The sequence below is a fragment of the Gulosibacter chungangensis genome (assembly GCF_008831155.1).
GTDB lineage: Bacteria > Actinomycetota > Actinomycetes > Actinomycetales > Microbacteriaceae > Gulosibacter > Gulosibacter chungangensis.
On the sequence record NZ_WBKB01000001.1, the window covers coordinates 384,320 to 397,022 of the forward strand.

A 12,703-nucleotide genomic window follows, 5' to 3' on the forward strand; every position below is an offset into this window, starting at 1 on the left:
AAGCGAGCGGAGACGGGCATGGCTACTCAGCAGCTCCGGCGGACTGCGCCTGCTGCCAGCGTGCTTCGATCACCTCGGTGAATGCGTTGGTGATCTGCTCAATCTCTTCGCGAGACACGATGAACGGCGGCGCGAGACGGACGGTCTTGCCGCGGGTGTCCTTCGCGAGGATGCCCTTCTCGAGCAGGTCTTCGCAGACATCGTGGGCGTTGCCGATCGCGGGATCGATATCGACCCCGGCCCAGAGGCCCGCACCGCGAACATCGGTGACGCCGCGGCCGACGAGCGCGCGCAGCGGCTCGAAGAGCACCGGATGCAGGTCCTGGCTGTTCTGCTGCCATTTACCGGTCGCGAGTTCATCCACCACGGCCTTACCGATCGCGGCCGCGAGCGGGTTGCCGCCGAAGGTGGAGCCGTGCGTGCCCGGCTCGAGCACTCCCAGCACATCCTTGTTGCCGATCACCGCCGACACCGGCAGGATGCCGCCGCCGAGCGCCTTCGCGGTGGTGATGAGATCGGGTTCGATACCCTCAGCCTGGAAGCGGAAGGTCGTGCCGGTGCGGCCCATGCCGGTCTGCACCTCATCGAGGATGAGCAGCACATTGTGCTCGGCGGTGATCTTGCGCACCTCGGCGAGGTAGCCCGGGTCCGGAACAGCGACGCCCGCTTCGCCCTGAATCGGTTCGAGAATCACCGCGACGGTGTTCTCGTCGATTGCTGCTCGCAGCGCCTCGGCGTCGTTATAGGGCACCAGCTCGAAGCCCGGAGTAAACGGACCGTAGTCATTGCGAGCGATATCGTCGTCGCTGAGCGAAATCATGGTGGTGGTGCGGCCGTGGAAGTTCCCCTCGGCGCCAATGATCTTGGCCTGGTCGGCCGGTACGCCCTTGACGCGGTAACCCCACTTGCGGGCGATCTTAATCGCAGTCTCATTCGCCTCGGCACCGGTGTTCATCGCCAGGATCATGTCCTTACCGGCGAGCTTCGCGAGCGCCTCGGCAAAGGCGCCAAAGCCTTCGACATATACGGCACGGGATGCAATGGAGATCTTCGAGGTCTGCTCGCGCAGCACTTCAATGAACTTCGGGTACGAGTGCCCAAAGGTGGTGGCGCTGTAGGCCGAGAGGCAATCGATGTATCGCTTGCCGTCGACATCGGTGATCCAGGCGCCCTCGGCTGATTCGAGGACGAGTTCGAGCGGCGCGTAGTTACTCGCGCTGTGATCCTTTACCTTGGCAATTTCGTCTATTGCGCGCGGCGATACAGAAGCGTTCATATGGAAACCCTACCGCTACGCACGGCCAAGGAGGCTGGCATCCGGATCCCGCACGGTCTCGTGCGGGAAGAGGCCCCACATCCGCGCATCCGGCCGACCGTGACGGTGCGCGCAAATCGAAATTGACTGCTCACGGAGGAACGGCAGCATCTCGATGCGCCCCGCGAGGGTGACATCATCCGAGAACACCGCGATATCCACGCCGTTCTCGAGCGCCCCGCACACCTCACTGCGGGAGCCCCCAATGAGCCGCAGCCGCGGGGCCTTCGTGAGCCCAGCTGCCGCGATACGGGCAAGAAACTCGGCGTTCGATTCGATCCTTACCGCGGAGTCACGCAATTCCAGTTCTCGCGCGAGCGTGGGCGGGAGCGGCCAAGCTGTGGAAAGCATGATCCGCGCCCTGGCAACCGTGGCGGCGACGAGTACCTGACCGAGTTCATCGGCGGTGCCATCCTCCGAGAAGCGAATCACGCAGGGTGCCGGGCGGTAGCGGAAAAGATTCCGCTCCACGGGCAGATTGGTCGCATCCACGACCTCGCCGAATTCCTCATTCCAGGCAATTTGGCAGCTGAGTGCGGTGCGACGCACCCGTTCGAACTCATCGAAGGACATCCCCGGTTGCAGCGCCTCAATCAGCCTCGCCACGGGTTCTTCAAGCCCGCGCAGGTGCAGAGTGTGCGACTGTTCGTGTTCATCGGCACGCCAGCGACCGAGGTGAATCAGCGTGTTTGGACCACCCGACTTCAGCTTGGTGCCGATCATGGATTCTTTCCAACCGCCGGAGGGCTGTCGCTGCACCTGGTTGCCGAGCACATCCCGGTTCACGTAGAGGTTGCCGGCTTCAACGCCTTGCACCCACTGCGCAATCTCGGCGCGGTCGAGCGAGAAGAGCCCGGCGCCGAGGCCGTAGTCATAGCGATTTTGAATCTCGATCGCGTCTTCCAGCGTGCGCGCGGTGAGGATGTTGATCACCGGCACCGGAGCATCATTCTGCAGGGCCGTCGAGTCTGCGGCGAGGCCCGTGCGGATGCCCGGAGTCCAGAGCCGACCGGTGTCATCGAGGCTGCGCGGCTGCACGAGCCATTTTTCTTCCCCGGTGAGCTCGGTGAGCATCGCGAGTGCCTTGCCATTGGCCCGGCGCATGAGGGGACCCGCCTGTACGGAAGGATCCGAAGTATAGCCGGTTCTGGTGGAGGTGACCGCATCGGCGAGCTGCTGAATGAAGCGTTCTGAGCGCGCCGCCGCACCCACGAGGATAACCGTGGAGGGCCGCAGCGGCATCTGCCCGGTCGCGGTCACGAGCGAGCGAGCGATCTCTGCCGCGGCCTGGTCATAGTCGGCCGCGGGAGTCACCACGACGGTGGATTTCCCGCCCACCGAACCGAGCAGCGGCAAATCCGGGCGCCACTCGAGGAAGCGCGCGGCCGTCACGTAGGCGCCCTGCATGAGCACGCGCTCGATCCGCTGATCCACGATGAGCTGTCTGCCGAACTGATCTTCATCCATCATGCCGTGGTCGGCAGAGACCACCTGCAGCAGGTCGGCCGGCAGATCCGTGGACCACAGCACCCGCGCCAATACCGCCGCGGTCCGTGCCGTCCGGGCCGAAGCCTTGAGCACCACCGCACTCCCGGCTCCGAGCGCACCGAAGATCGTCGCCGCGTTGCTGGAAACCGGTGGGATCCAGCCAGGCACCGCGAGCGTGACCTTTACGGGGTCGAACTGTGCCCCCTGCATCCGGTCGAGCTGGCGAGCCAGGTGGGCGTCGAAGTTCGCGAGGTCCACGGCCTTACTGACATCCGCATCCACCTCGGCGAAGGTGAGCGAAGTCTCGTTCATCGCGACCTCGATCAACCGCGCCCGATTAGCGTCAATCGCCTTCGCGATCTGCTCGAGGCGAGCGGCGCGCTCCCAACCGCTGGTTTGACTCCAGGGCTCGCCTGCGGCTCGCGCGAGGCTGAGCACCTCGTCGATTTCGGCGGCAGATTTCAGCTTGTGACTCGCGGCCTCGGTGACCCCGAGTTCGGAATGTGCCGCGCGGCGCTGCACGCGGGCCGCCCAGTCGCGCGTGGAGCGGATGGTGGGGTCGGATGCGGGGTCATTGCGGAAGGTATTCCGCAGCAGCCGACCACGCCGCAGCCCGAGCACCACCTCGGTGAGGTTCGGGGCCGCGCCGGTGTCGGCGGGGTTGAGCTTGGCTTGGTCCGCGGCGTCGGTCGGCCGCACCTCGCGGGTTTCGCCGGCCGCCGCGGGGTCGTGGATTGTGCTGACTCCGGCTGCAGCAGTGTCGGCTTCCGCGCGCGAGCCGAGCACGGTGGTTTCGTTGGCCGTCTCGGTTGGCTGCGCGCTCCGCTCCGCGGGCGCCGACTGCGAGGGTTCGTCTTCGAGGAGCCCCTCAGGGAAGAGTTCGAGGGGAATGGATGCGGTGATGCCGGGGGCGTCTTCCGGCGCGATTCGAACTTGGCTGCGTACCGGACCGGCGTGGACCTGGTGCATCCGCGCCATCGCCTGTAGCACCCGTTCGTCCTCTGAATGCACCCCGTCCACGCTGATATGCGCGGCCTCGTGCAGTCCGAGATCCCGCTCGGCACGGGTCACGAGCGACCACAAATAGGTGCCCGCCGGGCGCAGTTTGTCCCCCGGAATCAATGGCACTCGTGTGCATACCCGCACGCCGAACTGCTGAAAACGGGCGCGAATCTCCGACGCATCCGCCCGGTCAAGGACAATGCCCAAGGTGGCGTAGTTTTCGCGCATCCGCCCGAGGTGAGCGGCAAAGACCGCGTCCATCCGCACCTCGCCGGAGACCTCGAGATCAATCACGCCGCGGTGTTCCGGGGCAAGGAGTGCGTCAATCGTGCGGAACATATTCGCGTCGACATCCGCGTCTTCCACATAGCTTGCGACCTTCCAGCCGTGCAGCACGGCATCAGCCCGTTCCTGTGCGCGATCGGCTAGGCGATACAGCGAAACGCGTACCGGTGCCCCACCGTCTTCGCGACGCAGGTGCGCGCGACCGGTAAGCCTTCGCAGCAGCGTGCTCGAATCGGGGAAATCCACCGGGACGACCACGCCCAGCTGGGCACGTTCGAGGCCGTGGAAATCCATCGCCCGGATCACCGTCTCGATGACCAGCTCCAGGTCGCGTGAGGAAGTCGCGCGCAATAGCAACGTGACGTTCTGCTGCATTGCCTCCTGCAGCAGCGTGGCGTAGCGCATCGCCGCCTGATCGGCATTGCCCTCAAAATTCCAGTCGCACGCCTGCGGATTGAAATCGCTCCAAGTGAGTTCGAGCTCGGTGACCGCGGGATTCGCGATCAACCCCCGCACCCGCTCGAGCACCGCATCCATCCCGACGTCGCCGAGAACCGCGTCACTCAGCGGCACGACACGGGCCGCGCCATTCTGCTCGTGAATCGATGCGAGCGCAGTCTCGAGGTTGCTTTCGCGTGTGAGCGCGTCCCCAAAGAACGCCTGCGCCCCGCGACGGACTGCCGGCACCGCTACGAACGGAATGCCGGGCCCGGCGAAAGCGCCGAGTTTGAAGAACCGGCGAGTTTTCGGGGTAAGCGAGGGCGGAATCTCATCCCGCAGATCGCTGAGCCCGAACCCCGAGGCGAGCAGGTCATCCGGCCGAATCACATCGTCGATCAGCCGACGCAGGAAATCGGCGCCGCCGGAGGCCCGCAGCGCACGCAGGAAATCACTTGCGGGGTCGAGCTTGTCCCGTTGTCGAGGACTCGTCGCCTCGTCCTGCGCCTTGCGGACAGCAGCATGCTCGCGCTGGTCAAGATCGCGCCATTCGGCGAGTGTGTGCAGCGTTGCGGGGATGGCCTGATCGGCTGGCACGCTCGGCCCAGCCGGTGCGAAGACCGGTTCGGGGCGTACCGCGGGCTGGATCTGGTTGGGCAGGATGATCGCATCGGGTTGGATGCTCTCACCGGGCTGGTTGACCGGATCAGGCTGGCCGAGGCCGCTCCAGCCAGCAGCTCCGGGATCATCATCGGCTTGCTTCTTTTCAAGAATTTCGCGCACGAGATCGGCGCGCTCAACGCGCCGAGCCCGAACCTGCTCAATGTCTCCGCGGTGAAGTTCGTCTTCCCCGCGACGTCCCCTGGAATCATTCGAGCGTGGCCCGTTCGCTTCATCGGGGGTGAAAGGAGTTGCCATAGAGCGAGCCTAACGACGTCGGCCGAAAGTATGGCGTGCCACTCGCCGCAAAGGTTCGTCTCTAGCGTGTCTTCGGCGCTACCAGGCGCTAGCGCAGATCGTGCTGACCGGTATCCGGCCGGGCTTCATCCGAAGCCGGCACGTCTTCCTTGCTGATCAGGGCATCGTCATCCCAGGCCGCGAGCGTACGCAGGTCGATCATCGCGGTTTCCGGCATGACCTCGCCTCCCGCAACCCATGCGAGACCGTCCAACAGCGATCCCACCGAACGGTGTCGCGCGACCACGTCAATGCGCAAGCCGAGTGCCCGCCCATCCTTCGCTGTGCGAGGACCGATCGCGCCGAGGATGATGTCCTCCGGAATGTGGTGGAACTGCTTGATGAGCTGTTCCGCTACCGAACCGCTGGTGACAAGGATTGCGCGGATGCGGGAATTCAGAATGTCGTGCTGGATAGATTCCGGTGCGGGGACCCCCACCGAACGGTAGGCGACCACCGACTCCACCCCGTGACCGCGGCGGCTCATACCGCGCGCGAGGGCGGGTTTGGAGGCTTCCGAGTGCAGCCAGAGCACGTTCACTTTCGGCATCCGTCGCTGAATTTCTGGCCACTCGACCAGCAAACCCTTTGCCGAGTTGTCGTGCGTGGGCACGAAATCGACCCGGTAGCCGCTGGCAGCCAGGGAGGATGCGGTGGTCTCCCCCGCGGCCGCAATCAGGGTGCCTTCGGGCACCCGCACGTTCATCGAGTGCATGACGTCGACCGCCGTGGCACTGGTCACCGCAAGCCAGTCGTAGGCACCGCCTTCGAGGCGTACGAGCGCTTCCGCGAGGAGATCCGCGTCTTCCGGTGCGGGGCTCGCAAAATTGATCAGCGGTGCCGTGATGGGGAAAGCTCCCCGCGCGCGTACAGCTTCGGCAGCATCATTACCGAAAGTTCCACCGCGCGGCACGAGAACCTTCCAGCCCTTGAGAGGCTGGCCTGTCGTCATAGTTGCCGTCCGTTTCAGTACTTGGAGGAATACCGCTTAGTGAATGCCATTCCTAAGCTATCGAAGTATCTCGTAGAGTTCAGCCGGGGTCACAAAGCGCCCTGTGCGAGGTGTCGCTACGGTCATCAGACCATTTTCCAACAAACCGAGGGAGGGTCCGATCAGCTCGCCCGGATCATCCGCTTCCACGGCCGCAAACAGTCTGACCGGTCCGGTACCGATCTGGGCGTGCAAGCTCGTGGTTTCGAGGATCGCTTCCTGGGCGCCGGCCTCGCCGTCTGCGGCCAGATCCAGGTCTTCGAGATCCGCTGGCGTCGCCTCGGTCGTGTCATCGTCGTCTTCGAATTCCTCGTCGAGGTTATCGATATCGGGATCGTCGATTTCCTCGCCCTCGAACTCTTCGTCAACCGGGCCGGGAGACACCGGCACGAAGCTAATCCAACCGCCGGGTTCATCCGCGAGTTCGCTCACACCCAGGGTCAGGATCGACTCAATCGCGAGCGTGTCTCCGAGGATCTGCGTGCGGTGCAGCTGTCGCTTTGCCCACTGCAGATCGTCGACGGTCTCAGAAGTGAGCCAGATCATCACCGAAGCACTCGCGTCAAAGCCGGTGAGGTCATAGACACCACGGACGCGGACATGTTCCTCGGTGAGTTCCGTAAACACCGAGTCGAGTTCTTTCGTGAGTCGAATCGCTTCGTCGCCCGAAGCGCGCGTTTCGATCAGTTCGGTCTCAGCAAATACCAAGAACAGCGAGTAGACGGCAGCACCTTCAGTGAAATCTACAGTTTCGGTCATGACACAGCTCTCTGTCGAAATTGGATGGATGGTGTTGCCAGCCGGGTGCGCAATTAGCGGCCGCGACGTGCGAGACCGATCACCCCGGCGATAATGCCACCGATAACCACCGCGGCACCGGCGGCCACGCCAATCACGGTCGCCGGGGATTCCTCGGTGGCCTTCCGCAACTGTTCCTTGCGCTCATCTGCCCACTCACCGAAACGTGCAGGGACATCGAGTTTGTATTCGAGAGCGTCGAGCGTTTCGGCAAGCTCGCGACGAGTGTGCTCGATATCGCGACGAATTTCACTCGAGCTGCGCTTGGGGGCGCTATTGGTGTTACTCATACTTGCCGACTCCCTTAAGTGCGTTGACGTCCTGCTTGAGCGAGTTCATGCTCTCCGCTGGCATGACACCCTTCATCTTCTTGAATAGCGCGATCGCCACGAGCGCGGCGATCACCATGATCACCAGCAGCACACCCGCCACGATCAGAGCCGACAGCCACGGTGCGAACACCGTGTTGAGCCCGAGGATTGCCGCTGCCAAAAGCACCGCCCACAACGAGAGCGCGAAGAAGGCCACCACGGCGAAGAGTCCGGCGCCAATGCCGCCGAATTTCGCCTTTGCGGTCATTTCTTGCTTGGCGTGCTCGAACTCATCCTTCGCGAGGGACAGTGCGAGCCGGGGTACGCTCCCCGCAAGCTTGCTCACCGAGCGGCGTGATTTCGGGTTGAACTTCCCCAGTCGAGCCGGTTCTTCAGCGTTCGGGAACGGGCCGCGGCTGGGCTCGTGGGACGCCTTGTCGTAGTCGCTCATTGCGCTACTCCCTTTCCTTCACTCTTGAACGATGCCTAAGCCGGGTTCGGCACAGTGCCAGCGGGGGCTTCTGGCGCCTTCGAGGCGCGGTTCTTTGAGGCGCTGCTCTTCGAACCACTGCCCAGAATCTTGCTGACGAGCCCGGAGACCAGCTTGCCAAGGCCGCGGAAAGAAGACTCCACTGCCTTCGGCACATACTTACCGGTCAGGCCTTGAACGTTGTCTACCTGCTTCTGCACCGGACCGGAATTCCAGACCGACTTGGCACCGGCAGCGATCTGGTCATATCGCTCACGGCCAGCACGTGCACCGAGCACGTATCCGGCTGCAAGGCCAACGACGAGGGCAAGCTTGCTTGAGGTCTTCATCCTGGTCCCTTCGGTTCACTGCAAATTCAAACTCCAGGTTAGTCGCAGAATCGTCACGGTTACGTGTACGTCCTGCGACAAACCCGGTTCTTGCGCCCGAAGTGGATACCGAGCTCGCTACCAGATTGCGACGCGCTCAGCAGGATCCAGCCACAGCGCATCCCCTTCACCGAGGCCGAAGGTCTCGTAGAACGGGTCGAGATTGCGCACGATCTGATTGCAGCGGAACTCGGCGGGCGAGTGCGGGTCAACCGCGAGCAACATTTTCATGTACTCGGGGCGACGCTTCTCTCGCCAGGCTTGCGCCCAGGACAGGAAGAACCGTTCGGCGCCGGTGAGCCCGTCGATCACGGGCGCTTCCTGGCCGTCGAGGTGTCGCTGGTACGCCTTCCAGGCGATACCGAGGCCACCGAGGTCGCCAATGTTTTCGCCGATAGTGAGCTCGCCGTTGACCGTTTCGCCGTCCACGCCTTCGGGTGAGAGCTCCGAGTACTGGCTGATCAGGGAAGCCGTGTGCTTCTCGAACGCCTCGCGGTCGGCATCCGTCCACCAATTCTCAAGCTTGCCGTCGCCGTCGTACTTGGAACCCTGGTCGTCGAAACCGTGACCAATCTCGTGCCCGATCACCGCACCGATCGCACCGTAGTTGGCGGCAGCATCCCGCTCTTCCTCAAAGAAGGGGTACTGCAGAATCGCGGCCGGGAAGACAATCTCATTCTGCGGCGGCAGGTAGTAGGCGTTCACGGTCTGCGGGGTCATCAGCCACAGTTCGCGGTCCACCGGCTGGCCGACCTTCGAATACTCCCAGTCCGCTTCGAATACGGCGGCGCGGCGCACGTTACCCACCAGATCATTCGGCGAGATGTGCAGTGCCGAGTAGTCACGCCACTTCGAGGGGTAACCGATCTTCGGGGTGAACTTCCCGAGCTTCTCGAGCGCGCGCTCCCGAGTCTCCGGGCCCATCCACTCGAGCTGCGAAATCGAATCCCGGTAGGCGGCGAGGAGATCCTCAACCAGCGCATCCATCTTCGCCTTCGCGGAAGGCTTGAAGTGACGGGCGACATATTCCTCGCCGATAGCTTCGCCAAGGAGCGATTCGGCGTGCGAAACACCGCGCTTCCAGCGGTCCCGCTGCTCAGGGACGCCCTGCAGCGTGGTGCCGAAGAACTCGAAGTTTGCGGCCGAAATTTCGGGGCTCAGGATCGCGGCGTGCGCGAGCACGATCCGCCACACCAGCCAGTCGCGCCACTGCTCGAGACGCTCTTCGGTGAGCAGGCTCGCGAGGCCATCGGCAAAGCTCGGTTCGCTCAGCACGAAGCGCTGGAAGGTGCCCTCGGGAGCCTGGAATTCCTGCATCCAACCGCGGATGTCGCGCTCGCCAAAGCGCGCCATGAACTCATCGATCGTGGTCGGGTTGTACGTGAGGTCGGCCTCACGAGTCTTCACGACATCCCAGTGGTGGGATGCAATGGCCGTCTCGAGCTCGAAAACGTTCTTCGCGCGGTCGGCGGGCCGGGGCACATCGGTGAGCACGAACATCCGCTCAATGTGCGCGAGGTAGGCCTCGCGGATCGGCGCGTACTGCTCCTCGCGGTAGTAGGATTCGTCGGGCAGGCCCAGGCCCGACTGCTCAAAATAGAGCGCGTTCTTGGTCGGGTCGCCGAGGTCACCGATGACGTACTGGCTGAAGAAACCACCCACGCCCTTGTGCTCGTTACGACCGAGTAGCCAGAGGAACTCGTCGATCGAGGAGACCACGAGTGCCTGCATGATGTCCTGCGCGATCGGGTCTGCGCCGAGCTTCGAAAGCAGGTCCTCATTCATAAATGCCGCGTATGCATCCGCTGCCTTGCGGAGGCCAGTGTCGGGCTGGGCATCCTTGCTGCCCTCGAGAATCTCGCGGACGGCAACCTCTGCCTCATCGTGCAGGATGTGGAAGGAGCCGAAGGAAGCCTTATCCGAAGGGATCTCGGTGTTGGCACGCCACTTGCCGTTGACGTGGCGGAAGAGGTCGTCCTGCGGCCGGACCGCTGAGTCGAGGGATTCGAAGTCGATGCCTGAACTAAGCTGCGTGCTCTTGCTGGTCGTCATGACCACCAGGGTACCCATGCGTGGTTGTGAACGCGGTTGCGGGTGGCGGCGCTGTAGCGGCCTAGTGACGGCGCAGTGGCGTACCGGATCGCGGTTTCCTGGGAGAATGGCCAGGTGACCTCCCGCTTCGAGACGACCCGCCGCATCCTGGCCCTTGCCGTGCCCGCGCTCGGTTCGCTCGTCGCGCAACCGCTGTTCGTGCTCACCGACACCGCGATGGTCGGGCACCTCGGCGAATCGGTGCTGGCGGGACTCTCGATCGGCGCGACCATCATCACCACGATTACCGGGCTGATGGTCTTCCTCGCGTACACCACGACGCCGCTGGTCGCCCGCCGCCTGGGAGCCGGAGATCGGGCGGGCGCCGTGCGAGCCGGCATCGACGGCATGTGGCTCGGCCTTGCCTGCGGCGTGGTGCTGCTCTTACTGGGCCTGGTGATCGCGGACCCGGTGGTGCGAGTGTTCACGAATGATCAGTTCGTGTACGAGGCGGCGATGAGTTATCTCACCGTCTCGCTCTGGGGCCTACCGGGGATGCTGTTGGTGATCGCGGGAACCGGGTTGCTGCGCGGTTTGCAAGACACCAAGACGCCACTTCTGGTGGCTGTGGGCGGCGCCGTGCTCAACGCGGGGCTGAATGCCGCGCTCATTTACGGCGCGCAGCTGGGCATCGCGGGCTCGGCACTCGGCACGGTCATCGCCGAAACGCTCATGGCGGTGATCTACATCATCGTTGGCATGCAGGCCGCGAACACCCACGGGGTGAGCCTCTCCTTCGGAATCGGCCAGCCCCGCGAGGCGCTCGTGAGTTCCTCGCTGATGATCCTCCGCACCGTGACACTGCGCATCGCGCTATTGCTACTGATGTGGGCAGGCGCGCAGCTGGGCGTTTCGGAACTCGCGACCCTGCAGGTGACCTACACGGTTTACAACGTGCTGGTCTTCACCCTGGATGCGCTGGCCATCGCAGCCCAAGCCATCATCGGCCATGATCTCGGCGCGGGTCGAGCGTCGGAGGTGAAACGACTGACCTGGATGCTGGTGTGGTGGGGTGTCGGGCTCGGCGTGGTGCTGCTGCTGGTCATGATCGCGCTGTCGCCGGTATTCGGCTACCTCTTTGTGAACGAATTCGCGGTGCTCGATATGCTGCCTTCGGCATTCATCACCATGGCGCTCTTCCTCCCCATCGGCGGGGTGGTCTTCGTGCTCGACGGGGTGCTGATCGGTGCGGGCGACCTGAAGTACCTCGCGATTGTGGGCATCTTCCCACTGATCGCATTCGTGTCGCTGGTCTTTATCGTGCTCGGCCTGAACGTGCAGGGGGCATACGCGGTCAACATGCTCTGGTGCGCCTTCGGCGGTTATCTCATTGGCCGCGGCATCACCCTGATTGGCCGCGTCGTGGGTGACCGCTGGATCGTACTTGGAGCATCCCGCTAACGGGAATGCTGTTCCGAGCGACCGGCGCATAAACCCGCTACCCTTTCACGAATGCGCCTCGTCATTGCTCGTTGTTCGGTCGACTATGTCGGCCGCCTCACCGCACACCTGCCGGAAGCTACGCGTCTGCTCATCCACAAGGCTGACGGCTCGCTGCTTGTCCACAGCGACGGCGGCTCATATAAGCCGCTGAATTGGATGAGCCCGCCCGCAATTCTGAGCGTGGTTGAGCTGAGTGAAGAGCAGCAGCTCGGTGGCGTAATCGAGTGCTGGGAAGTCACGCACCGTAAGACCGGTGACAAGCTGCGCGTGAATATTTACGAGTGGATCTCCGACCAGAACTTTGAGCTCGGTGTCGACCCGGGCCTCACCAAGGACGGTGTCGAGGCTCACCTACAGGAACTCCTCGCCGCACAAATTGAGCGGCTCGGCGACGGGCACACCCTCGTGCGACGCGAACACATGACCGCGATCGGCCCCGTGGATATCCTCGCGCGGGACCCGGAGGGTAAGGCCGTGGCGGTCGAGATTAAGCGTCGTGGAGAAATTGATGGCGTTGAGCAGCTGACGCGATATTTGGAACTCATGAACCGCGACCCGCTACTAACACCGGTGACCGGCGTTTTCGCGGCGCAGGAGATCAAGCCGCAAGCGCGCACCCTTGCCGAAGACCGCGGCATCCGCTGCGTCGTGCTCGACTATGAGGACATGCGCGGCAGCGAGTCAGGCGAACTGCGCCTGTTCTGACGCTGCGCGTATGCGTGATTC

General features: G+C 63.6%; 10 protein-coding genes. 2 read left to right on the forward strand and 8 right to left on the reverse strand.

Annotation, left to right across the window (positions count from 1 at the left end):
• Positions 1-22 precede the first annotated feature (22 nt).
• From rocD to F8O05_RS01800, 8 genes are all read right to left on the reverse strand, one after another.
• The gene (gene rocD, locus F8O05_RS01765) at positions 23-1,276 is read right to left on the reverse strand and encodes an ornithine--oxo-acid transaminase (RefSeq protein ID WP_158051018.1); all 1,254 of its coding nucleotides are present in this window, start codon (positions 1,274-1,276) and stop codon (positions 23-25) included.
• Between the two features lie 15 nt (positions 1,277-1,291).
• Complete coding sequence (locus F8O05_RS01770; protein ID WP_158051019.1) at positions 1,292-5,446, reverse strand: aldehyde dehydrogenase family protein; 4,155 nt, start codon at positions 5,444-5,446, stop codon at positions 1,292-1,294.
• 88 nt (positions 5,447-5,534) lie between these two features.
• On the reverse strand, positions 5,535-6,437 hold the full coding sequence (locus tag F8O05_RS01775) for a uroporphyrinogen-III synthase (protein ID WP_158051020.1): 903 nt from the start codon (positions 6,435-6,437) through the stop codon (positions 5,535-5,537).
• A gap of 57 nt (positions 6,438-6,494) precedes the next feature.
• Entirely contained in the window at positions 6,495-7,235 is a 741-nt protein-coding gene (locus F8O05_RS01780) for a chlorite dismutase family protein (RefSeq protein ID WP_158051021.1), read from the reverse strand.
• Between the two features lie 53 nt (positions 7,236-7,288).
• Positions 7,289-7,564, reverse strand: coding sequence for a DUF3618 domain-containing protein (locus F8O05_RS01785; protein WP_158051022.1), 276 nt, complete (start codon positions 7,562-7,564; stop codon positions 7,289-7,291).
• Positions 7,557-8,036: a phage holin family protein gene (locus F8O05_RS01790; RefSeq protein WP_158051023.1), complete on the reverse strand. Its 480-nt coding sequence runs from the start codon at positions 8,034-8,036 to the stop codon at positions 7,557-7,559. The genes F8O05_RS01785 and F8O05_RS01790 overlap by 8 nt, the downstream gene beginning before the upstream one ends.
• A 35-nt stretch (positions 8,037-8,071) precedes the next feature.
• Positions 8,072-8,404, reverse strand: coding sequence for a YtxH domain-containing protein (locus F8O05_RS01795; RefSeq protein WP_158051024.1), 333 nt, complete (start codon positions 8,402-8,404; stop codon positions 8,072-8,074).
• Positions 8,405-8,521: 117 nt separating this feature from the next.
• A complete protein-coding gene (locus F8O05_RS01800) occupies positions 8,522-10,495 on the reverse strand; it encodes a M13 family metallopeptidase (RefSeq protein ID WP_158051025.1) in 1,974 nt (657 codons plus the stop codon).
• Between the two features lie 114 nt (positions 10,496-10,609).
• Between F8O05_RS01800 and F8O05_RS01805 the strand changes: the two genes are divergently transcribed.
• Entirely contained in the window at positions 10,610-11,935 is a 1,326-nt protein-coding gene (locus F8O05_RS01805) for an MATE family efflux transporter (protein ID WP_225735673.1), read from the forward strand.
• 51 nt (positions 11,936-11,986) lie between these two features.
• Positions 11,987-12,682 carry an endonuclease NucS gene (gene nucS / locus F8O05_RS01810; RefSeq protein ID WP_158051026.1) on the forward strand — a complete coding sequence of 232 codons (696 nt, stop codon included), beginning with the start codon at positions 11,987-11,989 and terminating at the stop codon, positions 12,680-12,682.
• Positions 12,683-12,703 lie beyond the last annotated feature (21 nt).

Bases quoted from the DNA above. Each gene is read 5' to 3' on its own strand.
- rocD (WP_158051018.1), bottom strand. From the start codon at position 1,276: ATGAACGCTTCTGTATCGCCGCGCGCAATAGACGAAATTGCCAAGGTA.
- F8O05_RS01770 (WP_158051019.1), bottom strand. From the start codon at position 5,446: ATGGCAACTCCTTTCACCCCCGATGAAGCGAACGGGCCACGCTCGAAT.
- F8O05_RS01775 (WP_158051020.1), bottom strand. From the start codon at position 6,437: ATGACGACAGGCCAGCCTCTCAAGGGCTGGAAGGTTCTCGTGCCGCGC.
- F8O05_RS01780 (WP_158051021.1), bottom strand. From the start codon at position 7,235: ATGACCGAAACTGTAGATTTCACTGAAGGTGCTGCCGTCTACTCGCTG.
- F8O05_RS01785 (WP_158051022.1), bottom strand. From the start codon at position 7,564: ATGAGTAACACCAATAGCGCCCCCAAGCGCAGCTCGAGTGAAATTCGT.
- F8O05_RS01790 (WP_158051023.1), bottom strand. From the start codon at position 8,036: ATGAGCGACTACGACAAGGCGTCCCACGAGCCCAGCCGCGGCCCGTTC.
- F8O05_RS01795 (WP_158051024.1), bottom strand. From the start codon at position 8,404: ATGAAGACCTCAAGCAAGCTTGCCCTCGTCGTTGGCCTTGCAGCCGGA.
- F8O05_RS01800 (WP_158051025.1), bottom strand. From the start codon at position 10,495: ATGACGACCAGCAAGAGCACGCAGCTTAGTTCAGGCATCGACTTCGAA.
- nucS (WP_158051026.1), top strand. From the start codon at position 11,987: ATGCGCCTCGTCATTGCTCGTTGTTCGGTCGACTATGTCGGCCGCCTC.